Source organism: Minwuia thermotolerans (assembly GCF_002924445.1).
Classification (GTDB): domain Bacteria; phylum Pseudomonadota; class Alphaproteobacteria; order Minwuiales; family Minwuiaceae; genus Minwuia; species Minwuia thermotolerans.
The window spans coordinates 105,475-131,273 of sequence record NZ_PIGG01000014.1 but is presented as its reverse complement, the minus strand read 5'-3'; the positions used below and the strand labels follow the sequence as shown (position 1 = coordinate 131,273).

The 25,799-nt window shown below is 68.8% G+C and carries 21 protein-coding genes; 8 read left to right on the top strand and 13 right to left on the bottom strand.

The window, feature by feature from the left end; all coding sequences use genetic code 11:
• Positions 1 to 4: 4 nt before the first annotated feature.
• The 10 genes from CWC60_RS02965 to CWC60_RS02920 all read right to left on the bottom strand — a co-directional run bounded on the left by CWC60_RS02965 (position 5) and on the right by CWC60_RS02920 (position 12,956).
• A complete protein-coding gene (locus tag CWC60_RS02965; protein ID WP_109792570.1) occupies positions 5 to 439 on the bottom strand; it encodes a MarR family winged helix-turn-helix transcriptional regulator in 435 nt (144 codons plus the stop codon).
• Entirely contained in the window at positions 436 to 1,476 is a 1,041-nt protein-coding gene (locus CWC60_RS02960; RefSeq protein ID WP_109792569.1) for an aromatic ring-hydroxylating dioxygenase subunit alpha, read from the bottom strand. Before CWC60_RS02960 ends, CWC60_RS02965 begins: the two co-directional genes overlap by 4 nt.
• A complete protein-coding gene (locus CWC60_RS02955) occupies positions 1,473 to 2,459 on the bottom strand; it encodes a UPF0280 family protein (protein WP_109792568.1) in 987 nt (328 codons plus the stop codon). The genes CWC60_RS02960 and CWC60_RS02955 overlap by 4 nt, the downstream gene beginning before the upstream one ends.
• Positions 2,456 to 3,892: a 6-hydroxynicotinate reductase gene (locus CWC60_RS02950; RefSeq protein WP_109792567.1), complete on the bottom strand. Its 1,437-nt coding sequence runs from the start codon at positions 3,890 to 3,892 to the stop codon at positions 2,456 to 2,458. The genes CWC60_RS02955 and CWC60_RS02950 overlap by 4 nt, the downstream gene beginning before the upstream one ends.
• Positions 3,889 to 6,645, bottom strand: a complete 2,757-nt coding sequence (locus CWC60_RS02945) for a molybdopterin-dependent oxidoreductase (protein WP_109792566.1) — start codon at positions 6,643 to 6,645, stop codon at positions 3,889 to 3,891. Before CWC60_RS02945 ends, CWC60_RS02950 begins: the two co-directional genes overlap by 4 nt.
• Positions 6,642 to 7,472: an FAD binding domain-containing protein gene (locus tag CWC60_RS02940; protein WP_109792565.1), complete on the bottom strand. Its 831-nt coding sequence runs from the start codon at positions 7,470 to 7,472 to the stop codon at positions 6,642 to 6,644. Before CWC60_RS02940 ends, CWC60_RS02945 begins: the two co-directional genes overlap by 4 nt.
• A gap of 88 nt (positions 7,473 to 7,560) precedes the next feature.
• Positions 7,561 to 8,490 (bottom strand): dimethyl sulfoxide reductase anchor subunit family protein, encoded by a 930-nt coding sequence (locus CWC60_RS02935; RefSeq protein ID WP_109792564.1) that lies wholly within the window; start codon positions 8,488 to 8,490, stop codon positions 7,561 to 7,563.
• Positions 8,491 to 8,547: 57 nt separating this feature from the next.
• Positions 8,548 to 9,282 carry a 4Fe-4S dicluster domain-containing protein gene (locus CWC60_RS02930; protein ID WP_109792563.1) on the bottom strand — a complete coding sequence of 245 codons (735 nt, stop codon included), beginning with the start codon at positions 9,280 to 9,282 and terminating at the stop codon, positions 8,548 to 8,550.
• Positions 9,279 to 12,074 (bottom strand): molybdopterin oxidoreductase family protein, encoded by a 2,796-nt coding sequence (locus CWC60_RS02925; RefSeq protein WP_109792613.1) that lies wholly within the window; start codon positions 12,072 to 12,074, stop codon positions 9,279 to 9,281. The genes CWC60_RS02930 and CWC60_RS02925 overlap by 4 nt, the downstream gene beginning before the upstream one ends.
• Positions 12,075 to 12,212: 138 nt before the next feature.
• Positions 12,213 to 12,956 (bottom strand): cytochrome c biogenesis CcdA family protein, encoded by a 744-nt coding sequence (locus CWC60_RS02920; RefSeq protein ID WP_109792562.1) that lies wholly within the window; start codon positions 12,954 to 12,956, stop codon positions 12,213 to 12,215.
• Positions 12,957 to 13,082: 126 nt separating this feature from the next.
• Here CWC60_RS02920 and CWC60_RS02915 point away from each other — a divergent pair, with 126 nt between their 5' ends.
• The 7 genes from CWC60_RS02915 (at position 13,083) to CWC60_RS02880 (ending at position 21,066) form a co-directional block, all read left to right on the top strand.
• A complete protein-coding gene (locus tag CWC60_RS02915) occupies positions 13,083 to 14,057 on the top strand; it encodes an NADPH:quinone oxidoreductase family protein (RefSeq protein ID WP_109792561.1) in 975 nt (324 codons plus the stop codon).
• Positions 14,058 to 14,410: 353 nt separating this feature from the next.
• Positions 14,411 to 15,364: an outer membrane beta-barrel protein gene (locus tag CWC60_RS02910; protein ID WP_109792560.1), complete on the top strand. Its 954-nt coding sequence runs from the start codon at positions 14,411 to 14,413 to the stop codon at positions 15,362 to 15,364.
• Positions 15,365 to 15,420: 56 nt separating this feature from the next.
• Positions 15,421 to 15,882, top strand: a complete 462-nt coding sequence (locus CWC60_RS02905; RefSeq protein WP_109792559.1) for a hypothetical protein — start codon at positions 15,421 to 15,423, stop codon at positions 15,880 to 15,882.
• 341 nt (positions 15,883 to 16,223) lie between these two features.
• Positions 16,224 to 16,856: a hypothetical protein gene (locus CWC60_RS23205; protein ID WP_125182714.1), complete on the top strand. Its 633-nt coding sequence runs from the start codon at positions 16,224 to 16,226 to the stop codon at positions 16,854 to 16,856.
• Complete coding sequence (locus CWC60_RS02890; protein ID WP_109792556.1) at positions 16,853 to 17,947, top strand: hypothetical protein; 1,095 nt, start codon at positions 16,853 to 16,855, stop codon at positions 17,945 to 17,947. Before CWC60_RS23205 ends, CWC60_RS02890 begins: the two co-directional genes overlap by 4 nt.
• 31 nt (positions 17,948 to 17,978) lie before the next feature.
• On the top strand, positions 17,979 to 20,204 hold the full coding sequence (locus CWC60_RS02885) for a glycosyltransferase (protein ID WP_109792555.1): 2,226 nt from the start codon (positions 17,979 to 17,981) through the stop codon (positions 20,202 to 20,204).
• Positions 20,194 to 21,066 (top strand): hypothetical protein, encoded by an 873-nt coding sequence (locus tag CWC60_RS02880; protein ID WP_109792554.1) that lies wholly within the window; start codon positions 20,194 to 20,196, stop codon positions 21,064 to 21,066. The genes CWC60_RS02885 and CWC60_RS02880 overlap by 11 nt, the downstream gene beginning before the upstream one ends.
• Here the strand turns inward: CWC60_RS02880 and CWC60_RS02875 are convergent.
• Positions 21,039 to 22,313: a D-amino acid dehydrogenase gene (locus CWC60_RS02875; protein WP_164516338.1), complete on the bottom strand. Its 1,275-nt coding sequence runs from the start codon at positions 22,311 to 22,313 to the stop codon at positions 21,039 to 21,041. The genes CWC60_RS02880 and CWC60_RS02875 overlap by 28 nt on opposite strands.
• Before the next feature lie 55 nt (positions 22,314 to 22,368).
• On the opposite strand from CWC60_RS02875, the gene CWC60_RS02870 reads away from it, so the two are divergent.
• Positions 22,369 to 23,391 carry a histone deacetylase family protein gene (locus tag CWC60_RS02870; RefSeq protein WP_109792552.1) on the top strand — a complete coding sequence of 341 codons (1,023 nt, stop codon included), beginning with the start codon at positions 22,369 to 22,371 and terminating at the stop codon, positions 23,389 to 23,391.
• A 19-nt stretch (positions 23,392 to 23,410) separates the two neighbouring features.
• On the opposite strand, the gene CWC60_RS02865 is transcribed toward CWC60_RS02870, so the two are convergent.
• Entirely contained in the window at positions 23,411 to 24,043 is a 633-nt protein-coding gene (locus CWC60_RS02865; protein WP_125182713.1) for a hypothetical protein, read from the bottom strand.
• A gap of 371 nt (positions 24,044 to 24,414) precedes the next feature.
• Positions 24,415 to 25,539 (bottom strand): porin, encoded by a 1,125-nt coding sequence (locus CWC60_RS02855; RefSeq protein ID WP_164516337.1) that lies wholly within the window; start codon positions 25,537 to 25,539, stop codon positions 24,415 to 24,417.
• Positions 25,540 to 25,799: the final 260 nt, after the last annotated feature.

Sequence of the window (25,799 nt, the reverse complement as noted above, 5' to 3'; positions counted from 1 at the left end):
GGTGTCAGCCCAGCTTCGCCAGCAGGTCGAGCAGGCGCCGCTGCTCGGTGGCGTTGAGCGGTCCCAGCGTCTCCTCGGTGATGATGCGCCCGGCCGCGATGGCCTCCGCAGCGACGCGCCTGCCTTCCGGCGTCAGCGCCACCAGCAGCCGCCGGCCGTCCGCGGGGTCGCGGCGCGTCTCCGCCAAGCCTCGCTCGCGCAGCCGGTCGATCACGCCCTTGATGGTCGCCGCGTCCATCGCCGTGCGCCGGCCCAGCAGGTTCTGGGAGGCGGGACCCAGTTCGCGCAGCTTCGCCATGGCCGCGAACTGCGTCGGCGTCAGCCCCTCCACCATGTGTTCGGCGAAGATTGCCGTGTGGCGCTGGGTCGCCTGGCGCAGGCGGAAGCCGACCTGGTCGTCCAGGCGGTAGTCGTCGGCCAGGGCCATGGTCTCGCTCATTCCGCGGCCTCCGCCCTGTCCTGTTCCGCCGCCAGCATCTCGCCGACGATGCGGTGGTAATGGTTGGAGCCGGCGTCGAGCGCCACGCGGACCGGCGCCCGGTCATATGGCTTCAGTTCGTTGCGCTGGATGGCCTCCAGGATCGCCTTGTCCTCGGCGAAGGCGACACGCAGCAGGTCGGATATCTTCTCGCCGGCCGCCGGCACGTCGGTCGCCGTGTTGCGGACGTGCATCCAGCGGTCGATGGTATTCGTTGCGTCGACCGGCGTCATGAAATGCAACGCGAAGATCTGCACGCCCTCGCCGCGCCGGTCCTCGGACAATTCCAGGGCCGCGTCGGCGCTGCCGAAGTCGATCACGGCGATGCATGGCGCGTGAAGATAGTAGTAGTGCCATCGGTCGACATTGCCTTCGAAGCCGCCCCAGGCCTGGAAGAAGCCGATGGGCGGGCCGTTGCGGATCCAGCGCGAGATCTCGACCACATCGCCGCGGCGGCGGGCCTTGACCGGCACGTCCTCGCTCGCGGCGTTGCCGAGCGTCGTCGGGTGAACGAAGCTGACATGGGCCGGGTCGCAGAGATTGTCGGCGACGTTGAGATAGTTCGAGGCGATGCGGAGCGCGTCGCCCTGGACTGCCGCCCAGCCGGGATCGGAGAGCTGCGGCAGATCGAAGATGTCGGCGGGGTCGGCCAGCGCGGCGTCGCCCATCCAGATCCAGACGATGCCGTGACGCTCGTGCGTCGGGAAGCGCCGGACCCAGGCCTGGGGCGGGATCGAGCGTTGACCGGGCACTCGGACGCAAGTCCCGTCCGGTCCGAAGGTCAGGCCGTGATAGCCGCACTGGATCGTGTCGCCGATCCGCTTGCCCATGGAGAGGGGCAGGGCGCGATGGGGGCAACGGTCCTCGAAGGCGACGACCTCGCCGTCCGCGGCGCGGTAGAGCACGAGGTCCTGTTCCAGGATCGTCGCCGTCGTGAAGTCATCGCCGAATTCCGACGACCAGCCGGCCACGTACCAGTGATTGCGGACATAGGTCATCGGGCTTTCCTCTCGTTTGCACCCGCACCAGCCCATTTCGCGTCATGCCCGCCTTGTGCGGGCGTCCGGAATCGGGACCCGGGCCTGTCGCGAAAGTGCCGGGCAGTCGTCAGGCGCTTCGCCGGCCACCCGCGCAGGGCGGAGGTGACAGCTTCGGTGTGCACCGAACGGCCGCGCAGCCATAGAGCCGCAGAATGGATCAGACCCCGGCGGACCATGTCGTCGGCGGCGCGTCGGCCCGCCGCCAGCGCGGCGTCGATGTCGTCTCCCGGCAGCCGGCCGACGCCAATCACGACCGGTCGTTCGCCCAGGTCGCTGTCGGGATCGATCTCGCGGGCCGGCGCGCGCTCGACCGCCGGGTGGCCGGGCAGATCGACCGCGTTGGCGATCAGGGTCGCCGCCGCATCCGCCGCCGCCGCGCTCGGGGCCAGCACCGTCACGGAATCGGCGATGCCGAGGCTCAGGCTGCGCCCGTGGCGGCCGGAGGTAGCGATGCCGCCCACGCCATCCGCCGCCGTCAGCCGCGCCGTGCCGACCTGACGCCCGTCGCGCGGGTCGGCGACGAGGCCGACGTCATAGCGTTCGCCCGCCGCCAGCCAGAGCGCGATGTCGCCGCCATTGTTGACGTGAATGCGCCTGAGCGCCGGCGCAGCGTCCCGCATGACGGCCAGCACCTCGTCGGCAACCGAACCGGCGACCGCCGCCATGGGCGTGACGAAGACGCTTCCGTGCGGCGCTACCGCGTCGGCCATGCGCCGCGCCACCGGCCCTGCCGGCCAGGCGTGGTCTTCCAGCGGGCGGCGCAGGACGTTCAGTTCCTCGACCAGTCCGGGAAGGATCGTCTCGAACCGGCCGCGCGCTGCGCGGTAGGCGTTGCGGATATCCGCCGTTTGCCCGTCCGCCCCGATGACGAGGTCGATGGGACCGTGCTGCAGGTGCAGACGGCGGCCGTCGGGCAGCATGGCGGCCTGGGGTCCGTTCATGGCCGCCGCCCCTCCACGCGGTAGCCGCCGCGCCCGACCACCTCATCCAGGCGTTTGACTTCTCCGCCATGGCCGCCGAGCTCCAGGTAATCGTCCAGGCGCAGCGTGAACTCGATGGGCGCGACGATGGCCGGTGTCGGGACGTAGCCGAAGGAGTTCGCCGGCATCGCCGTCACGTCGACCATCACCGTGATGCCGCCGCCGGGCCAGCGATAGGCCGGCGCGCCGCCGCAGGTGACCTTCGTCAGCGCCTGCTGCACCGAGCGGGTGAGCCGCACGGGGTTCTCGGTGACGCCCGCGCGCAGCGAGCCGCCGGCGCCGCCCATGAACAGCACCGAGCAGAGCGCCGGTTCGCAGTTCTCCTCGATCAGCTCGACCGAATGGCGGAGACTTTCCGGCAGGTCGTGTTCGACGGGCTTGAGCTCCTCGTCGAGGATGAAATAGGCCCATTGCTCGCCGGTGGTGGAAACCATGAGCATGGATTGACCCGGCTTCGCGAGCTTCGGGTTGAAGCCCTCGACGATGGTCAGCGGATCGGTGACGTCGGTGCCGCCCCAGCCGGTGCCGGGCTCGGCCACCTGGAAGTAGCGGCCGGGCGTCGACTTGCGGCCGCGGATGCGGATGCCGGTGTCTTCCCAGCCAAGCACCTTGCCGGCCTGGTGCTCGGAGATAACGCCGGTGATGTGGTCGTCGACCACGACCACCTCGTCCACCAGGCCATGCCACTGCTTCGCGAACATGCCGATGGTGGCGGACCCGCAGCCGACGCGCATGCGCTCTTCGGCGTGGCCATTGACGACCGGCGGTCGTCCCGCCTGCACCGTCACCTCGGCGCCGCCGTCGACGGTCATGTCGACCGCTTCGCCGTTGCAGAGGTCCATCAGCGTGCGGCAGGTGACGCGGCCTTCCTTCTTGCCGCCGCCCGTCAGATGATGGACGCCGCCCAGCGAGAACATCTGGGAGCCGTACTCGCCGGTCGTGACATGGCCGACGGGCTCGCCGTCGACGCGGACAATGTTCCGCTCCGGCCCCAGCCAGCGGTCGGTATCGATCTTCACCTTGGCGCCGCAATAGCTGAAAATCCCTTCGGTCACGACGGTGACCATGTCGACGCCCTCGGTCTCCTTCGCGACAATGAAGGGCGCGGGCTTGTAGTCCGGATAGGTCGTGCCCGCGCCGATGGCGGTGATGGTCGCGTCTTCGGTGCGGATGATCTCGCCGTCCCAGTCCTCGGCCCCGTCCAGGAAGGGTACGAACCGCCCGCCCTGGGCCTCGACGTTGCTGACGATGGTCAGCGGATCGAGGCGGATCAGTTCGCCGTCCTTCACCGCGTAGCGGTCGCAGGCGCCGGACTTGCCCTCTGCGATGAAGCACATCACCGGGCAGGCGTCGCAGCGGATCTTGCCGTCCTTCTTCACCACCTGGTCATTCATCGGCGGGTCTCCCGGATGGCGGCGAGCACGCGCGACGGCGTCGCCGGCGTGCGCCGGATGACGGCCCCCGTGGCGTCGCGGATGGCGTTCAGGATCGCCGGCGCGGTCGGGATCAGCACGTGCTCGCCCAGCCCCTTGGCGCCGTAGGGGCCTTCCGGGTCGGGCTCCTCGACGATGATGGATTTCACCGGCGGCATGTCGCCGATGGTGGGGATCAGATAGTCGTGCAGGTTCTCTGTGACGCCCGGCACGTATTCCTCCATCAGCGCCATGCCGAGACCCTGGGCGATGCCGCCCTCGATCTGCCCTTCCACCAGCACCGGATTGATCGCCCGGCCGACATCGTGTGCGGCGGTGATCCGGTCGGCCTTCACCGTGCCGAGAGCTGTGTCGACCGTCAGTTCCACGAGCTGCGCCCCATAGCCGTAGACCGCGTAGGGGCTGCCCTGGCCGTTCTCGTCCAGCGGCGTGGTCGGCGGGTCGTAGCTTTCCTCGACCAGCATGACGAACCCGGCCGCGTCGGCGGGCAGGGCCGCGAGGTCGAGATCGTGATCGACCTCCTTCTCGCGCAGGACGATGTGCCCGTCCTCGACGCGCAGCGCCGCCGCCTCGGAGACATTGGCGTGGCGCAGGATCGCCTGACGCAGGGCCGCGCCCGCGGCCATGGCGGCTCGGCCGGAAACGAAGGTCTGGCGCGAGGCCGAGGTCTTGCCGGCGTCCGGCGTCACCGAGGTGTCGCCCACGACGATCAGCACGTTTTCGACAGGCAGGCCCAGGGCGTCGGCGAAGATCTGCGCGATCACCGTCGTCGCGCCCTGGCCGATATCCACTGCGCCCTGATGCAGCACCACGGCGCCGTCGCGGGTGACGCCGGCCTTGATGGTCGAGGGGTTGGGCAGGGCGGTGTTGCCGCAGCCGTACCAGCAGGCGCCGAGACCGACCCCGCGCCGGAAGGGCGTCGCCGCATGTTCTGTGTTGAAAGCCGCCGCCTCCCGCTTCGCCCGCGCCCAGTCGTCGCGCAGCGCCTCCAGGCAGGCGCGGATGCCGACGCCGGCCTCGAAGCGCTGGCCGGTCACCGTCGGGTCGCCGCTCGCGAGCGCATTCCGTATGCGGAACTCCAGCCGGTCGATCCCGCAGGCGTCGGCCAGACGGTCGTAGAGGCATTCCTGCGCGATCGCGGCCTGCGGCACGCCGAAGCCGCGGAAGGCGCCGCCCACGGGGTTGTTGGTATGCACCGCCACTGTCCGCGCGCGGTAGTTGGGCGTGAGATAGGGGCCCGAGGCGTGAACGGGAACGCGGTTGGCGACCGTCGGTCCCCATGAAGCGTAGGCGCCGGTATCGAAGACGCCGTCGAAGACGAGCCCGGTGATCCGGCCATCCGCGTCGGCGCCGATCGCTACCTCCATCTCGGCCGGATGGCGCTTCGTGGTGGAGGCCATGGATTCGGGCCGGGTGTAGGCGATGCGCGCCGGCCGGCCCAGCCGAAGGGCGGCAAGGGCCAGGATCGGCTGCACCGAAATGTCCAGCTTCGAACCGAAGCCGCCGCCGACCCTGGTCGGCACGATGACAACCCGTTCCTCGGGCAGGCCGAGGATCGCCGCAACCGCCTCCCGGTCCATGTGCGGCGCCTGGGTGCAGGCGTGGATCACGACGGTCTCCCCGTCCATCCGGGCGAATCCGGCCTCCGGCTCGATATAGGCATGCTCCACGAAGCCGGTGCGGAAGCTGTCACGGACGACGTGGACTGCATCAGCGAGCGCGCCGTCGACATCGCCGCGCTCGACGAAACCCTGGACGAGGATGTTGCCGGCGCGGTCGCGATGGACCTTCTGGGCGTTCGTCGCGCGGGCCAATGCCGGATCGAGCAAGGGTTCGAGTTCTTCCCACTCGACGGGGAAATCGGCCGGGTCCAGCGCCTGCACGTCGTCGCGCTCGCCGACCACGGCGGCGACGGCTTCGCCCCGGAAGCGCGCCTGACCGCCCGTCGCGAAGACCGGCTGGTCGGCGAAGGGCGGGATCACGCCGAAGCGGTTCTCGCCCGGGATGTCGTCCGCCGTGAAGACCCGCCTCAGTCCCGAATTGGCCAGCAGGAAGCCGTCCAGATCGCCGAAACGGAAGCGCGCCCGGTGGTATGGTGACCGGATGACGCGGATCAGCAGGGCGTCGCCTGGGGCGGCGTCATCGCCGAACTGCTCGCGGCCCAGCACCTTGGGCGCGCCGTCGAGACGCGGGATGGCGCTGCCGACGGAGGAGCCGCCGTGCCGGACGGCGGGCGGCGCGGCGTCGAGGACCGCGTTGATGATCTTGCGGTAGCCCGTGCAGCGGCAGAGCACGCCGCCCAGCGCGTCCATCGCCTCGGCCTCGGTGGGCGATGGGTTGGCGCGCAGCAGCGCCGCCGCGCTCATCAGCATGCCCGGCGTGCAGATGCCGCACTGGGCCGCGCCGTGGTCGAGAAAGGCGCGCTGCAGCCGGTGCATGCCGCCGTCGCCGGCAAGGCCCTCCACCGTTTCCACCCGGCGGCCTTCCACCTGTCCCAGCGCGGTCATGCAGGCGCACACGGGCTCGCCATCGAGCAGCACGGTACAGGCGCCGCAGTCGCCGGCGTCGCAGCCGACCTTGGTGCCCGTGAGGCCCAGCCGTTCGCGCAGGGCCTCGGTCAGGCGGGTGGCGGGATGGTCCGGCAGTTCCACTGCGCGGCCGTTGACCCGGAACCGCGTGACCTCGCTGGTATCGACGGTGCTGGCGACGCTCATACCGAGCCTCCCAGGCCGATGACGGCGCGACGCACCGCCTCCGCCGCGGCGATCCGGCGATAGGGGGCGTCGGCGCGGATGTCGTCGATCGGGCTCAGCGCATCGAGATGCGCCGGTGTCGGCCAGTCGCCCGGCAGCGTTCCATCCAGCATGTCGCGCTCCAGCGCCGGCAGGCGCTGCGCCACCTCAGCGCAGGCGCCGACCGAGATCGCGGCATCGGTCAGGCCGTCACCGTTGCGCGCCAGCCGCGCTGCGACCATGACGATGGAGATGACGAGATACCTGCGCGCGCCGAGCTTGAGAAATGTCGATTGGCCGTTGGCCGCCTGCTGCGGCACGTGGACGGCGACCAGCAGTTCATCGGCGCGGCGCGCGGTGCGGCGGTTGCCGTGAATGAACCCGGCCAGCGGCATGCGGCGGCGGCCGGCCGCCGAAGCCAGTTCCACCTCGGCGTCGAGGATCAGCAGCGGCGGCACCCCGTCGGCGGCGGGGGAGGCGTTGCAGAGATTGCCGGCGACGGTGCCGGCGTTCTGGACCTGCACCGAGCCGACCTCGCGCGCGGCGAGCTTCAGGGCGTCGAAGGCCGGGGGCAGATCGGCGCGCAGTATGTCGGTCCAGGTGGTCAGCGCGCCGATGCGGAAGCCTTCCGCCGTCGCCTCGATGCCGCGCAGGCCGCGGATCGCGGTGACGTCCATGACCGGTTCCGAGACCGCTCGGCCGACGCGCGCGGGGTAGAAGTCGGTGCCGCCCGCCAGCACCGTCCAGACGCCGCCCGACAGGCGCTCCAGCGCCTCCTCCAGTCCGGCGGGTCTGACGAATTCCGGCATCCGGCGGGTCCCAAATTCGTTTGTGTACAAACAATGCTAAGCGCGTGGCGCCCGCCGGCGCAACCCGATTCCGCAGCGTCAACCGGGTTCAGACGGACTGTTCGCCGTAATAGAGGGTCATGGCGTGCTTCGCTTCGGCGAAGAACAGCCAGCGTTCGACCATCAGACCGCCGATCGTCAGCAACGCCGCCAGCCAGACCGCCGGGTGCGGCAGACCGGCCAGCACGCCGCCGATGATCGCGCCCGGCAGGACGCCGCCCACCGCGACGGCAAGGATGCGCAGCTTCATGGCGTGGCGGCGCGCGACGCGGAAGCCCATTTCCGAGGTGAGCCAGTTCTCGGTGACATGGGGCCGTTCGAACAGGCGAACGTCGTCATGGTCGCCGAGGCCCGTGGCCGAGCCGACGGTCGCCGTGGGTTCCAGACGGTCGACGCGGGCCCAGATCACGGCCTTGAAATACCAGGCCACGAACAGGAAGAAGAGGGCCACGCCATAGGCCATGTTCGACGACGGTCCGGCGGCGGAGAGCGCGATCAGGCCGCCGGAAGTGGCGGCAAAGATCAGGAACATCAGGCTGGTCGGCTGACTCGACCAGGCCGGCACCGCCTTCAGCGACTGGTAGATCATGCCGGTGGCGCGGACCGTGGCGAAGCAGAGCAGGGCGGCGATGATGCCCGAAATACGCCATGCGCCGAAGCCTTCATGAGCCTGGATCGGCTGCAGCAGATGGCCGACGATCACGATGAAGGCCAGCACCATGGTGGCGAGGGCGAAGACGCCTTCCCGGCTCAGCCAGCTCGTCCGCCACTGGCTGAGCGAGTAGCGCGCGCGCCAGGGCGACTGCAGGTGCAGCACCGAGCCGCCCAGCCCGATGCCGGCCAGCACGAAACCCAGGATCATCGTGATGTCGAAGCCCAGTACGCCCAGGTAACTCACCAGCAGCGTCGCGGCCGCCATGGCGCCGAAGCCGGCGCCTGACAGCACGGTGAAGACGATGATGGAGAAGGCAGGGTACATGTCACGCAGTCCGATACAGTCTCAGGCGGCAGGTTTTGCCCCGGTAATACATGGATGTCATCCCAGCTTCTCCAGCGCGCCGTCGAGCCATTTCCAGAATCCGGTCAGCCCTTCGCCGGTCTCAGCGGGGGCCCGAACCGGCGGTGGCGTCTCGCGCCGGCGCGGCGGCAGGTACTTGTTGACGGGCTTCGTGCCCATTTCGGCCATGAGGTCGATGCCGCCACGCTCGGCGACCAGCCGGCTGACATCCGAATCCGGGTCGGCGAGATCGCCGAAATGGCGCGCGTTCGCCGGACAGGTGCGGACGCAGGCGGGGATACGGTCTTCCTCCGGCAGGTCTTCCGAATAGATGCGGTCGACGCAGAGCGTGCACTTCTTCATCACCCCGGCCGCCGGATCCATTTCGCGCGCGCCATAGGGGCAGGCCCAGGCGCAGAGGCCGCAGCCCATGCAGCGGTCCTCGTCGACCAGCACGATGCCGTCCTCGGCGCGCTTCAGCGATGCGCCGGTCGGACAGACGGTGACGCAGGGTGCGTCGTCGCAGTGCAGGCAGGACTTCGGGAAGTGCACCAGCCGCGTGTCCTCGCCCTGGCGACATTCGAAACTGTGGATGCGGTTGAGCCAGGCGCCCGAGACAGCCGTGCCATAGGGATCGGCGTCGGCGAGCGGGACCAGGTCGCCGCCGGTGTTCCATTCCTTGCAGTTCACGGCGCAGGCGTGACAGCCGACGCAGGTGTCCAGATCGATCACCAGGCCGAGCTTCTTCCCTGTTCCTTCGGGTAGCCCTGTCATCGTTTCACCGGGCGGGACGGGTGCCAGGCCTGCATCGCCGGTGCGGGCTCCGCGCCGGGTGCGGGCTGCTGCGCCGGGAAGCGGGGCAGGGTGCGGGCGAGATCGTGGTCGGCCACCTTCTCCAGCCGGACCCGCAGATCGAACCATGCGGCCTGGCCGGTGATCGGGTCGCAATTGCCGATCCGGTGGCCGCTGCCGCCACGGGGCAGCAGTTCGTGGATCAGGTGGTTGAGCAGGAAACCCCGCTCGGCCTCCGGCGCGTCCGGGTCCAGCCGCCAGGCGCCGGGCCGCTTGCCGATGGCGTTCCAGGTCCAGACCGTCGATCCGTTGACCGCCGCCATGCGCTGCACGGCGACGCGGATGCGGCCGTGGTGGGAGACGACGTCGACCAGATCGCCGTCTTCCAGTTCCATCTCCCTGCAGATGGCGTCGGGGACGTAGAGCGCGTTGGCGGTGTGTATCTGTCTGAGCCAGGCGTTCTGGGAACCCCAGCTGTGGTACATGGCCATGGGCCGCTGGGTCAGCGCGTGCAGGGGAAACGCCTCGCCGTCGATCATCTCGCCCTCGTGCGGCGGATACCAGATCGGCAACGGGGCGAAGGCCTCCACGATCCGCTGTCTCAGATGTCCCGGCGGCTGCCGTTCGCCATGACCCTCGGCGGCGAGGCGGAATTTCTGCAGCGGCTCCAGCCAGAGCTGGAAGGTCACCGGCTGCGGCGCGTCGTAGAAACCCATTTCGACGGCGAAGTCCTGGTACGCCCGATTGGCGAACTTGAAGAAGCGGGCCTCCTCGGGGATCTCCGTGCTCCAGAAGCCGCCGTTGGCGATATAGCGGTCGATCTGATCGGGATTGGGTTCGCCGCGGCCCTGATCTTCGCCCTCTGCGCCGCGCCAGCCGGCGAGGGGGCCGACCCCGGGCCGGCGCTGGTGATTCACCATGTAGTCGGCATAATCGGCATAGGCCGGCGCGCCGGTCTCGGCGATGAAGCCGGGCAGGCCAAGGCGCGACGCCAGATCGATCAGCACCGACTGGAAGCCGCGCACCTCCCGGTCGGGTTCGAGCACCGGCCAGCGGATCGCGTCGGCGACCAGCTCCGGCTCGCCGATCGGGCGGTCGAGCAGGGAAATGCAGTCGTGGCGCTCCAGGTAGGTCGTGTCGGGCAGGATCAAATCGGCATAGGCCGTCATTTCCGACTGGTAGGCGTCGGAGACAATGATCTTCGGAATGCGGTACTCGCCGGTCACCTCGTCCACGGCGGTCAGCATCTCCATGGTTCCGGCCGTGTTCATCGAGGAATTCCAGGCCATGTTGGCCATGTAGAGGAACAGGACATCGATGGGGTAGGGATCGCCCTCGAACGCGTTGGCGATCACCATTTGCATCATGCCGTGGGCGGCCAGCGGCGCGTCCCAGGAAAAGGCCTTGTCGATACGCAGCGCGCCACCCGCTTCGTCCAGCAACAGGTCATCGGGCCCGCGCGGAAAACCCAGATGCGGCCCGGCCAGCGGCTGATGCGGCGTGATCGCGCCGACGACGCTGGCGCCCGTCGGTTTCGGGTGCGCCTCCATTGGCTTGGGGTAGGGCGGCTTGAAGCGGAACCCGCCCGGACATTCGATGGCGCCGAGCAGGATCTGCAGCAGGTGCAGCGCCCTGCAGGTCTGGAAGCCGTTGGAATGGGCCGAGATGCCGCGCATGGCGTGAAAGCTGACGGGCCGGCCGACGAAGCGTTCGTGGCGCTCGCCGTTCATGTCGGTCCAGGGCTGCTCGATCGAGATTTCCTCGTCGAAGGCGACGCGGCCGATCTCGTCGGCCAGCGCACGTATCGTGCCGGCGTCGATGCCGGTGCGTCCGGCCACCGCATCGGGCGCGTAGTCGTTGTCCAGATAGGTTTCGGCGATGCGCTCGAAGACCGGCCGGGCGCTGCGGCCGCCACCCAGATCGACACGCCCGCGCAGCGCCGGGCCCCGTGTCGCCCCCTTGGAAACCGCCTCGCCCGATCGCCGGTCCAGCACCATCTCCGCGCCGCCCGCATCGCGCAGGAACAGGCCGTCGTCGGCTTCGCCCGGTGCGTCGATCACCAGCCAGGCGGCGTTGGTATAGCGGATCAGATAGTCCAGATCGACGCGGCCCGCCTTCAGAACCTCGTGGATCAGCGACAGCACGAGCAGGCCGTCCGAACCGGGACGGATGCCGAGCCACTGGTCGGCGATGGCCGAATAGCCGGTGCGGATCGGGTTGACCGAGACGATGCGCGCGCCGCGTTCCTTCAGCTTCGCCAGGCCCATCTTGATCGGGTTGCTGTCATGGTCCTCGGCGACGCCGAAGAGCAGGAACAGTTTCGTGCGCTCCCAGTCCGGCTGACCGAATTCCCAGAACGACCCGCCCATCGTGTAGATACCGGCCGCCGCCATGTTGACCGAGCAGAAGCCGCCATGAGCGGCGTAGTTGGGCGTGCCGAACATCTGCGCCCAGTAGCTGGTCAGCGACTGGCTCTGGTCGCGGCCGGTGAAGAAGGCGAGCTTGCGCGGATCGGTGGCGCGGGCGCGGGCCAGCCAGGCCGTGGCCTGGTCCAGCGCGTCCTCCCACTCGATCTCCTCGAAGCGGCCTTCGCCGCGCGGGCCGGCCCGCTTCAGCGGCTTGCGCAGCCTCGCCGGCGAATAGTGATGCATGATGCCCGCGGAGCCCTTGGCGCAGAGCACGCCCTTGTTCACCGGATGATCGCGGTTGCCGGCGATATAGCGGATGCGTCCGCCCTCCAGATGCACGTCGATGCCGCACCGGCAGGCGCACATGTAGCAGGTGGTCTTGGCGATACGTCTGTCGGTCGCGTTGTCGGGCACCGCGGCCTCCCCGAATTTCCCCGGTCCGGATTTACCAGATTTCAGGTGGAGTTTCGCCGATCCTGACGCGGCGGCGCAATGGCTGTCACCTCAGCCGATCTCGCCCAGCACGGGAAAGGCCTCCAGCATCCAGATGGCGATGACCTGAAGTCGATTCGTGAAGATCAGCACGCCCGTCGCGATCAGCAGCAGGCCGGTGACGATCTCGACGGTGCGCAGGTGCCGGCGGAAACGGACCAGGAAGCCGAGGAAGGCCTGCACGCCGATGGCGGCCAGCACGAAAGGAATGCCGAGGCCGAGCGCATAGACCGCCAGCAACGAGGCGCCGGCGGCGACGTTCTGTTCGCTTGCCGCCAGCGCCAGGATGGTCGCCAGGATCGGGCCGATGCAGGGCGTCCAGCCGAAACCGAAGGCCATGCCGAGCACCACCGCGCCCGGCGCCCGCAGACCCTTTGTCGCCGTCTCCAGACGCGCTTCCCGGTTCAGGAAGGCGATCCGGAAGACGCCGACCATGTGCAGGCCGAAGACGATGATGATGGCGCCGGCGATCTTGCCCAGCAGATCGAGATTCGGCCGGAGGAACTGCGTCACCGCGCTGGCGCCGGCGCCGAGGGCGACGAAGACGATCGAGAAGCCGAGGACGAAGAAGACCGACATCCACACAACCCGGCGGGTCACGGCGCGGTCCCGGCCGGCCTTTTCCGACAGTTCTTCGTAGCTGGTGCCGGCGAGATAGCAGAGATAGGCGGGTACGAGGGGCAGGACGCAGGGGCTCAGGAACGAGATGAACCCGCCTCCCGCCGCCGTGAGATATTCGCCGAAGCCCGCCGCCATGTGCCGCCCGCCCTGTGTGCCGAGGAACGCACCGTTACCGGGCGCGGGAGCTATCGCGCCAATCACATGGCCGTCAAGCGCCGCCTGCGCTTCCACCATCCGCGCCAGCGCCTATAGTGCGATCCCATGAAGGCGATGATGGTGAACGAACTCGGCCCGCCCGAGATCATGAAGCTGCAGGATCTGCCGGCGCCGTCGGCGGGGCCGGGCGAGATTCGCGTGCGCGTGCGCGCCGCGGGACTGAATTTCCCGGACATCCTGATGATCGCCGGCAAGTACCAGTTCCGGCCCGATCCGCCCTTCGTCCCCGGCATGGAGGGCGCGGGCGAGGTTGTGGAGACGGGCGAGGGCGTCGATGCGTTCGCGCCGGGCGACCGGGTGATCATCCACGCGCGCAATGGCCTGTATGCGGAGGAAGCGGTGGTGCCGGCCGAATGGGCGGTGCCGCTTCCCGGAAACTGGGACTTCGCCGAGGGCGCGGCGTTCTGGTCCGCCTACAACACGGCTTATGTCGGGCTGATCAGCCGTGGCCGCCTGAAGGCCGGCGAGTGGGTTCTGGTGCACGGCGCGGCCGGCGGCGTCGGCCTCGCAGCGGTGGAGCTCGCCGCGGCGCTCGGGAGCCGGGTCATCGCCGTCGTGGGCAGCGACGCGAAAGCCGAGGCTGTAAGGGCCAAGGGTGCGGAGGTGGTCGTCGATCACCGCAGCGAGAACTTCCGCGACCGCGTGCAGGAGATCACCCGCGGCGCCGGCGCAGACGTCGTCTACGACCCGGTGGGCGGAGACGTCCTGTTCCAGTCCCTGCGCTGCATCGCCTGGGGGGGACGGTTTCTGGTCATCGGCTTCGCGGGCGGCGCCATCCCGGAGGTGCCCGCGAACTACGCGTTGTTGAAGAGCTGTTCGGTGATCGGCGTCAGGGCCGGGGAATATGGCCGCCGGGATCCTGCGGCGGGCCGGGCGATCATCGCCCACATGCTGGAACTTGCGGGCGCGGGGCGGATCAATCCTCACGTTCATGCCCGTCTTCCATTGGCGGAGGCGGCCGGGGCGCTGGCGCTGCTGTCACGGCGGGAGGTCATCGGTAAGGTGGTGCTCACGACCTGATTCGTGGACGCGGCAGGGCAATGGTACTATGATATGCCTCGGTTGCATGGCGGAGGGGCGGTTTGTTGCGGGGCGGGTCGCAACAGCTTGTTAACCGACGGGCCGTATCGTGCCGCTCCATGCCCGCGACAGCGCCGCGGGCGGAATGCGTTTGACGAGGGAGACTGCAGGGCGGCTGGAACGGGCGGGTTGGCGGCGGATGCAAGAAATGGCGATGCTGCAAATTCGCAACAAGACGCAAGTTTAGGGAATCCTTGGCCCTTCGGGGTTGTTGTTGACCCCTTTTGCGGCTATCCAGTCGAGCTAACTGCGGGTCGCAGTAACAGGATGGGTGAATTTGAAGGTGTCGACGGATGATCGAGCTTCGTAAGCACAAGAAAACGATGTCGGCCGGAGGGGCGATCTTCGCGGCGGCCTTGGGGCTGTCGGCGGTGACCAGCGGCGCCGGCGCCGCGGACTGGTCGACCACTTTCCTGTCCATCAACCAGGCCGAATATCTCGACAACTTCGTGGCGGACGAGCTCAACGCCGCGATCCGGGAGAGTGACGTTCGGCTTTCGACCAATAATCGCGTGACCATTCAGGGTCGGCTGGACAACAACGTTTCCGTGCGCGTCGGCGGCAACCTGCTCTATTTCCAGCACATCGACCGCACCGACCAGGATTCGCTGGGCGTCGGCGGTTTCGCCGACGTGGCCAAGCGCTTCGGTGCAATGACGGCGCGTGCCGGCTATTTCGGCAACTACCGCCGCAAGGACGGTGTGGACCAGTTCGTCGAGAACGGCGCGCTGCTGAGCCTGACCTACAACCCGAGCCGGGTTTACACACTGTCGGCGCAGGGCCGCGTCGCCTATCGTGATTTCGATGACCAGAACTTCGGCGGTCTGGACCAGGCGCGCGGCGACGTCTTCCTGCGCGCTTACTGGTATCCGTTCCAGGATGCGACCTATCTCGGCGCCGAACTCGGCGCCATCCGGGAAAATGCAGAGACCGACTTCAATGCGACGACGTCCTTCCTGGCGGGTGTCCGTGCGAGCCATCATGTGACGGAGCGTACAGCCCTGAGCGCACGCCTGCGCTATAGGGTAAAGGACTTCGACTCGGGCAATCCGGCCGTTCAGGGCGGTCTGACCCGGGAAGACGAGATCATCGAGGCCTTCGGCCGTGTGGACTATGATTTCTCCCGGAATGTCCGGGCATTCGCCGAAGCGGGCGTTGTTGACCAGTCGTCGAACATCAACAACCAGAGTTTCACCGGCCCGAGGGCCAGCATTGGTGTACGGCTGCTGTTTTCGACCGGGCGGTGACAGGATCTCGGGAAGGCGCGTGAGCAAGGATAGAAGTGGTTCGGGGAAGTTGAACGATGACAAAGTTTCGTAAGGTTGCAGGGCTTTGGCTGAAGGGCGCGCTGGTCGTTCTCCAGACGGTCGTCGCAGCCATCGTGCCGGCAAAGTTCGCTGGCGCCGTAACCCGCGATGATGATGGCGCGCACAAGGCGCCCGTCGTGTCCGACCGGGGCCTGAGGTTCGAACTGGACGAGCAGGCGAACGCAGCGCTCGGCGAAGCCGAACGTTACGTTCAGGTCGCTCAGGCGGGCGGGCAGCGCAGCGCAGAGGATGTGGCGCAGGAGGGGATCCGGCTGCTGTCGGATCGGGGCGTCGATGTCCAGGCGCTGTCGGATGCCGGCGTGCTTGACGCCGCAGTTCAGACGCTCATTGCCGAGGGCGACATCGCGCCTCCCGACACAGGCAGCCTGGGTGATGTCGGGGATGTGGTTGAAGCCCTGGATGTCAGCCAGATCGAAGAAATCCTCGTCGGGAGCTGATCGCCCCATTTCCGGACCGGCGAAGGGAATGTCCCGGTCCGATGACAAACATGGCCTTACAGCCCCCGGGACGTGACACCTGAATCCCTATCCGAAGTTCCGCCGGCCCGCCTGATTCAGGGCGAGGCCGGCGGTCTGTTTTCGCGCCTTCTCGGCCTCCGGCCGGGGAGGTCGATCTCCGCACGCTGTCGGACGACGCCCCGCTGGGCGGTCGTGGCGAGACGGCCCTGTTCGAATCGCCGGATGTCGCGATCGCCGCGGCCCTCCGCCCGGACTTCCGGGGCGGCTGGCGCACGGCTCTCGTCCTCGCGCCGCATCCGGACGATACGGACCCGGCGCAGTTGCGCTTTACCTTGCTGTTCACCGCCGAACTGCTCCGTCAACATGGGTTCCGGTCTGTCCGTTTCCTGCGGCTCGAGGACTCCCAGGATTTCGACGCCGAGGATCTCGGCATAGTTCGGGTGCCGGCGCCGGAGCGGGTCGCGGCGCGGTTGGAGCGGCCGCCGCGCCGGGACCAGGCGGCGCCAGTTATCCTGGCCCTGTTCGATGGCGGCGCGGAACCCGATGTCGACCTCGTTCGCTGGCTTGGCGAACTCGCCGAAGACGGTGGCGTCCTGCCCCGCATCGTCGCCCGCGACGCAGCGGCTGGCGAGGAAGCGGCGCGTGAACTGCCGGGCGTCCATGTCCTGCTCGGCGGGGAGGTGGCGCCGTCATGGCTGGTCGCCCGGGCCGACTTCATGGTTCACGCGGGCCGGCGCAACTGGATGACGCCCTTCCTGGCGCTGGCCGGGCGCGGCGGTGTCCCGGTCAAGGCGGCGTCGAATGCCGCCGGCCGTCTGTCCGCGGCCCGGCGTATTTCGGACTGGCGGCCCGGCCAGATGAGGGAAGCGGAGCCGGATTGCGGCGTCTCGACGGAGCGGGCGGCGGAAGCGTGGGTGGCGGATGTTGTCCGCCTTGCCGGGGCCGCCGCGTGAGCCGCACCGTCGCCTTTGTCTGCATCAACGGCACCGGTATGGGCCACGCCACCCGGATCCTCGCCATCGCGCGGAGGCTGCCGGCCGACGTCACCCCGGTCGTGATCTCGAATTCGCCGGCTCTTGACGCCTTCGACATGCTGCCGGGTGCGGTGGTCGAACACATCCCCGGCCATGAGGTTCTCGAGATTTCCCGCAACGCGTGGATTGCGCAACTCCGCCAGGAGTTCGACAGCCTGATGCGCTTCTATGATTGCCGGGTGATCGTGCAGGACGGCACCGCCATTTTCCCATGGGTGCAGGATGCGGTGGCCGGGTCGGACGAGGGGCGCAGGCTGGTCTGGATCCGCCGGCCGATGTGGCGCGACCGCCGCCAGGTCTACAAGAATCTCCAGGCCCAGGCTTTCTGCGATCTTGTTGTCGAACCCGGTGAACTGGCCGGGGAGAAGGACCTCGGACCGACGACACGCGCCAATGAACTGGCGCCGCCGCCGTTCGGCTTCGTCGCGACCGCGCCGATCCGGCTGCTGGACACGGGAGAAATGCTCGACCGCGCCGCCGCGCGGTCCCGTCTCGGGATCGCCGATGGCCAACGCGCGGTGCTGATTCAGCTCGGCGCCGGCGTGGAGCGGAACTGGAACGCCGCCGCCGCGGCCATCGCCGCGGCCCGCCATGTGCGCAATGCCCGCATCTTCCTCGCGCGCTGGAAGATCGCCGGCGCCCAGCCGCACTACGGCGAAGATGTGACAGTGCTCGACACCTATCCTCTGGCCAGGTTCTTCAACGCCTTCGACCTGGTCACCAGCGCCACCGGCTACAATTCCTTCCACGAGATCATGGCCTCCGACCTGCCGGCGGTGTTCGTGCCCAATCAGATGGAAGTGGACGATCAGGCGCTCCGGGCCTCCTATGCGGCCGAACGGGGGGAGGCCGAGCTTGTTCCCGCCACCCCCGGACAGGATCTTGCCGAGCGTCTCGGCGCGGCCTTCTCGCGCGTGATGTCGCGGCGTTCGCCGCCCCGGCCGGCGCATTACCGCGACAACGGCGCGAAAGCCGCCGCCGATGCGATCGCCGCGCTGGTGCCCGATTGAGGTTTTCGCCGGTGCGGCCGAAACTGGGCCGATGAGCCGCACCATAACCCACCGACAGCCCGGCGCCGCCATCCGGCGCACCCTCGACATCGCCGAGCATCTGCGCCTGAGGGGGCGGTTCGCGGAGGCGTTGCCGCTCTACCGCCATGCGCTGGAGAAAGGCGTCAGCGACGATGCGGTGCTCGCGGCGCTGCGGACGTGTTGCGCGCGGCTTTCCGTGCCTGTCTCGGCAGAGTTCGAGCGCGTGCTCGCCGCCCGGCCGGACATGGACGGTCTCCGGCTGCATCTGCTCGACGAGCACCGCCGCAGCCGCAATCATCTCCGCGTGCTGGAGATCGCGCTCGCCGCGCCGGAGCCCCGTCTCCCGCTCATCACCGAACGCGCCGCCGAATCGGCCCTGCAGCTCGGACGCGACGAGCAGGCGCGCCAACTGTTCGAGGAGTTGCTGGTCCAGGAACCGGACAACCCGGTCGCGCGCCGCGGCCTGGCGCGTCTGGAGGCGCGCGTGCGCCGTTTCGACAAGGTGCTCGACGCCCTCGACGAGGCTGAGGGCGACGCGGGGCCCGACATCCAGAGCCTCGAGCTTTCCGTTTCGGCGCATCGACGTCTGGGGCAGACGGCAGAGGCCGCCAGGACCGCAGCCAATGGCGTCGCCGCTCTGCTGCGGGCGGATGAGGGGCTTGCCGTGGCGCGGCTGTTCGACCGCTTCCGCTTTCCGCGTGTGGCGGCGGAACTGCGTCAGCGCATGATCGGAACGGAGGGACAGGAGTCGCTGCGCCGCCGCCGTCGCGCCGCCGGCCACCTGTTGGCCGACGGCCGGGTTTCCGATGCGCTCCTGCTGTATCGTGGCAGTGGCGACCCGCGCTGGCGCAGGCAGGTGACCCAGACCCAGCGCCGCCGGTTCGAAGACATCGCTCGCGCTCTCGGAACGGTCGAGCCGGAAGCCTGGCCGTATCTCGCCGACCACGCTGTGATCCTGCCCGATATCGTGCTGAGGCGGATGGTCGGCATGTGCGACCGCATTCGTCCCTATGCGCCGCCCGGGCGCGGCGTCGTGCTCGTCTCCGGCACCCTCGGGGCAGGCGGGGCAGAACGACAGCTGGCCAAGACGGCGTTGGGCCTGGCGCGGCGGCGCGGCGGCGATCCGGAACTTGCGGTCGCAACGCTCCAGGAACCGGGCCGGTCGGGAAATGCGGCCTTCGGCGAAGAACTCGCCGCGGCGGGCGTCGAGGTTCTGGATCTCTTCGCCGGCCGGAATGGCGGGGCGATCGAGTTGCCCGTGCCGATGGCGCCGGCCGAGCCTCTTCTGGCGCTGCTGCCCGCGAATCTCGCCGAACCGATCGCAGCGCTCTGCCGCCTGTTCGAGCGCCGCCGCCCCGCGGTGGCCCATGGCTGGCAGGACATGACCGGCGCGATGACAGCCCTTGCGGCGCTGCTGGCGGGCGTCCCGCGCATCATCATCGGCACGCGCAGTCTTGCCCCCGACCGCAAGGAAGGACGAAACCGGCCCTATCTCAGGGACTGGATGCGGCTGCTGGCCGCGAACCCGCGGGTCACCCTGCTCAATAACAGCCTGGCGGGCAGGCGCGATTATGCCCGCTGGCTGGGGGCGCCGGTGACCGCGATCCGGCATCTGCCGAACGGCTACGACTTCGACGCCATGCGCCACGATATCGGTCCGGCGCTGCCCTCGGGAGAGCGGGTGGTCGTCGGCGGCGTCATGCGGATGACCGAAGAGAAGCGGCCGGAACTCTGGCTGGAAACGGTAATCGAACTCTGCCGGCGGCACCGGCATGTCGATGGCAGGCTGGTCGGCGACGGACCGATGCGGGTGCGGCTTGAGAGACGCCTGGCCGAATCGGGATTCGGCGACCGCATCATCCTCGCCGGCCGGCGCAGCGACATGTGGGCTCAGTATGCGGCCATGGACCTTCTGCTGCTCACCTCGCGGACCGAAGGGCTGCCCAACGTCCTGATCGAGGCACAGTCCTTTGGCCGGCCGGTGGCGGCGACGCCCTCGGGGGGGACGGCCGAGACCTTCGTTGACGGCGAGACCGGCATTCTGCTGTCGTGCGACGAGCCCGGCGGGATCGCCGATGCGCTCGAAGCTCTGGTGAGCGACGCCGACATGCGCTACCGCTTCGGCGAGAGAGCGGCTGCTTACGTACGCCGCGAGTTCGGCCTTGAAGCCATGATCGACCGGACACTGGCGCTTTACGGCTGGCCGGCAAGGGACGGGGACGAACGTGACGGCTGACGATCGGAAGCGCGGCGGCGAGGATGAACAGGCGGTCGTGGCGGGTTTGTGCGACGCCTTTCGCCGGGGTTACGCCGCGCTCGCCAGCGAGAACGAGAGACTGCGCCAGCAGGTCGAACGGCAGGCGCAGCTTCTGGCCGGCTATTCCGTGCGCGAGCGCAATCATCGACGGCTGGTGGAGGATCAGCACCATCTGCTGACCGCGGCGCGGGACGGTGGCGTGGAAGGCACGCTGCTGCGGATCCCTGTCCGGGAGGCCATGGACCTCCCACCGGCCGCGTCCGCTCCGGCGCCGGAGCCGGCGCCCGCTGTGGCCGAGCCGCGGCGCGGCTTGTGGAACTGGATGCGGCGCGGCGCGCCGACCGACACCGTTCCGGCCGCGGAGACGGGCGGGACGGCAGGGGACGAGGCCGCCAGCCGGGCGGCGGCGATCTTCGACCGGATTCGCCGGCCTTCGGCCCTGAGCTACCGGCCCTCGCCCGGGCTTGCGGCGTTCAGCCTGCCCCGCGGCGAACTGCGGACCATCGCCTTCAACCTGATTGAGACGCCGGAGGACCAGATCGACGGACTGGCCGAAGAGATCGGCGAAGCCGTCGCGATCAACCGCCGCTTCGCGCCGTTGATCGTGACCACCTCGCGCAGCGAACTGGGCGCCCTGCGCCGCCGCCGCCTGACATACGAATCCCTGCCGCCGTTCGGTCCCGCGATCAGCCGGCTGACGGGGCTCGAGGACCGGCGCTTCTACTACGACCTCCGCTTCCGCTACCTGATCCGCAAATGGCGTGCGATCTCGGTGGTGAACATGTCGCCGGTCTATGCCTATGGCGGCGAGGATCAGTCCGCCGGAAGCCCCGATTCGTAGTCCGCGGGGTCCAGTTCGCCGTTTCGGCCCTCGAGCAGATCGGCGATCAGGACCGCCGATCCACAGGCCATGGTCCAGCCGAGCGAGCCGTGCCCGGTGTTGAGATACACGCGGTCCACCGGGCTCCGGCCGATGATCGGCACACCGGTCGGCGTCATGGGGCGCAGGCCGGCCCAGAATTCCGGCGGCCCGTCATGGTCCAGGTCGGGATAGATCCGCCGCAGATCCCGGACGAGTTGCTCCGCGCGCCTCGGGTCCAGCCGGGCGTCATGACCCACGAGGTCGGCCTTGCCGGCGACGCGGATGCGGTCGCCCAGGCGGCTGACGACCATCCGCCGGGTCTCGTCGGTCACGCTGACCCGCGGCGCGCTGTTCGTCGCGGCCAGACGCAGGGTCGCCGAGTAGCCCTTCAACGGATATATTGGCAGGTCGAAGCCGAGGCTGCGGGTGAGCGGCGGCGTGTCCAGCCCCAGGCAGATCACCAGATGGTCGGCCATGTGCCGGACGCCGCCCGCCACGACAGAGTGGAAGCGGTCGCCATGCGTGTCGATGCGCTCCACCTGCTGACCCAGGACGGTGCGGACGCCAAGCCCTGCGGCGGCGTGCGCCAGGGCGCGGGTGAAGGCCTGGGCGTCGCCGCTTTCGTCGCTTTCGGCGTAAAGGCCGCCGGCCACCGCACCGCTGGCGATCGCGGCACCGAGCGCCGGCTCGATGTCCAGGATTTCGTCGGGTCCGACGGCGCGCAGTCCGACGCCGAGCGGCGCCATGAAGTCGACGATCCCCTCGGCCTCGCGCAGCGCCGCGTCACTGTCGTAGACGCGCAGGATGCCCCGGCGCTCGCGGTCGAATTCGGGGCGGACCTCCTCCACGATCTCGTCCAGGCGGCGCTGGCTGGCCAGCGCCAGCCGCACCATGCGCCGCGCATTTCGCCGCCAGACATCCTCGCGGCAGCTCGCCAGGAAGCGCAGCAGCCACCACCATTGACGCGAATCGGCGGTCAGGCGCAGCTTGAAGGGACCATCGGCTTGACGCATCCAGGCCAGCGCCAGGCGCAGGTTCGACGGACTCGCCCACGGCACCGCCTCGGAGGGGCTGATCTGCGCGCCATTGGCATGGCTGGCGCCGGTCGCGGGCTCGGTCTGGCGGTCGATCACGGTCACGCCGTGGCCCCGGCGCGCCAGTTCCCAGGCGGTGGTGATTCCGACGACGCCGGCGCCGAGGACAATGATGTCGGATCCTTCGGTCAAATCGCCTTCAAGCTGTCTGCTTGCCTCGTGATCGTTCCTCGCCCATCGTTCGCGCATGAAGGTCATATACAGTTCCGATCAGCAAGAACATGCGCCGCGCGCATTTATCTCGAGCGGCCGCCTGCTCGACAGTCCCGAACGCCCCGAACGGGCCGAGCGGTTCCTGGAGGCAGTCCGCGCCGCCGGCCACGACATCGAGGCCCCGGGAAATTTCGGCCGGCGGGAAATCGCGGCGGTCCACGGCGTCGATTATCTCGAGTTCCTCGAAACCGCTCATGAACGCTGGTCGGCGCTGCCCGACGCCAGCCCCGAGGTGATCGCCAACGTGCATCCGGGCCGCCACATGGCGCACCGGCCGGATCACGTGGTCGGTCAGGCCGGTTGGCACATGGCCGACACCGCCTGCCCCATCGGTGCGGGCACCTGGAAGGCGGCGCGCTCGGCAGCGCACTGCGCGCTGACCGGGATGCGCTTCCTGCTGGAGAACGAGACTCCGGTCTACGCGCTCTGCCGCCCGCCCGGGCATCACGCCTTTGCCGACATGGCCGGCGGATTCTGCTTTCTCAACAACGCCGCCATCGCCGCGCAGCAGGCCGTGGCCGCCGGGCGGACGGTCGCGATCCTGGATATCGACGTCCACCACGGCAACGGGACGCAGGGTATCTTCTACGGCCGGCGAGACGTGATGTTCGTCTCTGTCCATGCGCATCCTGGCGACTTCTATCCGTTTTTCAGCGGTTATGCTGACGAGCGGGGACGGGGCGAAGGCGAAGGCTACAACCTCAACCTGCCGCTCGCACGCGGCGCGGGGGACCAGGACTACCTGGCCGCGGTGGAGAAGGGTCTGGCGGCGATCCGCCGATACGGTGCGGACTGCGTCGTGGTCTCGCTCGGCCTGGACGCGCAGGAGAACGATCCGCTCGGCATTCTTTCGGTCACGACGGAGGGCTTTCGCCGCGCCGGCCGGCTCATCGGCCGCGCGGCCACGCCGGCGCTGATCGTGCAGGAGGGCGGCTATCTCTGTCCCGAGCTCGGCGCGAACCTGGCCGCGTTCCTGTCCGGCTATCTGGACCGTTAGCGGCCGCCGGCCTGCGGATCTACCAGTCGCTGGCCGGGCACCTGGCGTGCTCCTCGCGATAGCTGGACGGGGTGTCGAGGCGCGCGTTGTCCCGCGCCATCTCCTCGCTGTTCTTGCGCCGGGCGTCGGAGACGATCGTGTCGATCGCGATGCGGAAGCGCTCCATCGCCTGCTCGATGCTGGCGGCGGGGATGGCGCGCAGCAGGGTCGAACCGCCAAGCGCCGTCTCCAGTTCTTCCTTCAGCCGCCGCACGCCGGCCCGGTAGATGTCAACATGGCGTTGTTCGTGCGCCATGGTGACCCGATAGGGACAGGTTCCCGGGGCGAGTTCGGAAGCGATGAAGACGTCGAGCTGTAGCACGTCGAGGCGGATGTCGAGCCGTTTCAGCCGGAAACAGTCGCGGCGCTGCTCGGCCGCGGCGACCGACATGCGCACCTCCGTGTTCAGCGTGAAGGCCGTGGCGCCGACCTGGCGCACCGTGCCGGCGCGCGCCCCGCGCCCATGCGCCCGCATCGCCTGCGGGATCTCGTCGGAGGCGAGTTCATGGCTGATGCCGGGGGCGGGAAAGGCGAGCGCGATCCCGATCTGCGGCGCCGATGCGCCGCAGGCCGCCTGGGCCGTCCCCAGAAACGCGGAGAGGAGAACGGTCACGATACTCAGGCCAGGAAAGCGCATGGGCGATTCATGCGCCGAAGGGCGCGGCCACGCAACCCGCCTTGCATCCGGGTCGGGGGCGCGGCCACCGTCCGGCGGCCGGGGCAGGCCGTTCAGGCAACAAAAAAGGGCGACCGCGAGGCCGCCCTTTTTCGTGACACCGGCCGGAGCCGGCGATCAGTAATCGCGCTTCTTCCTGCCCCCGCCCACGATGACGAACTTGCCGTCCGCGCCGGTGAACACGCCCGGACCGGGCTTGAGTTCTCCATGCTGGGGTGGCGGGTCGTCAAGCGGCTGGTGGGGGCCGCAGCCGGCCAGAAGACCGACCGCGACACCAACCAGTACCAGAGGGCGAAGAAGCCGACGCATCAGAACCGGATGATCATGCCGGCCATGACGGTCTGGGCGCTTTCGATGGCGCCGTCGCCGCCGAAGTTGTGCCCGACACCCACAAAGGCGTCGGCGCCTGCGGCCACGCCCTGGACCAGGCCGACGCCAACCCGCTTGTTGTTGTCGCCGCCGCCAACGCCGCCATTGTTCACGTGGAAGTCGACGCCCAGCGAGGTCGGACCCAGGTCGGAGTAGTTGCCCTTGTGGGCCAGGCCGACATAGTACATGAAGTCTTCTTCGGCGTTCTCGTTGTCCTGGTAGCCAACCGCGCCATTCAGGGCGATGCCGCCGAAGTTCAGACCCAGCGAACCGGCATAGGTGTCGTTGCCGAAGTTCGAGTCCCAGCCGACGCCGCCCAGAACGCCGACGCCACCGATCTGACCCGAGTAGCGCAGCGCCGCGGTGACCTGGCCGTTGACGGCATGGGAAACCGACGCGGCGGCGCCGCCGAACGACGGGGTCGTGTAGCGGACCGCGTCGACGCGGTCGCCATCACCGATGGAGAGGAAGTTGACGCCGACATTGGCGATACCGTTCGTGTACTCCGGATTGATGCCCGCGTTCGCCGCGAAGTTGAACGAGTTGTGGACGATACCGTCCGTCGCCTCGCTCTGATGGCCCATCACCAGGGTGCCGAAGCCGCCCTTGACGAAGACATAGGCCTGACGCGTGGCGAAGGTGTCTTCGATCACTTCGTTGTCCAGCACCGCCTGAGCGGAGGAGTTGGATTCCATCTCCATCTCGAGCCGCGCGCCGACGGTGGTGCTGGCGGAGACGGGCGCATCGGCGTCGAAGCGGATGCGCGACGACGCGGCGTCATTGTCGACGTGAGTCAGCGTGGAGTTGTCGTTCCCGTCGGAGATGAACATCATCGCGCGGTTGATATGACCGGAGATGGTGAGTTCGACACCCTTGACGCCCTGACCGATGCCCTGCTCGACGGTCGAGTTCTTCAGAGCCTCGACTTCCTTCGACAGCGCGTCGATCGCAGCGGACTGCGCCTTCAGCTGGTCTTCCACGCTGCCATGAGCAGCAGCATAGGCGTTGCCGGCGGTCAACAGAGCCGCAGCGGCCACACCGGCGAGTAGATATTTGTGGTTCACCTTGATTGCCCTCCTTAAGGAAAAACGCACTTCCTTCGCCGCGGTTCCGATGAGACTTGTGCCCTCCGAATTGCGACTTGATGTCTGTTACGCCAGCAAAGCCGTGGGTGCAAGCCGTTGCGGCCCGGTCGATCGCCGCGTGCGGCGGGTGATTGTACCGGCGAAAAAGATATCTAATTGATTGAAACAAAAGAAAAAATCAGGACGAACTGCTGAGCCGGCGGTGCCGGGAAGGCTTGGCGCGCCGCCAGTTTCCGCCA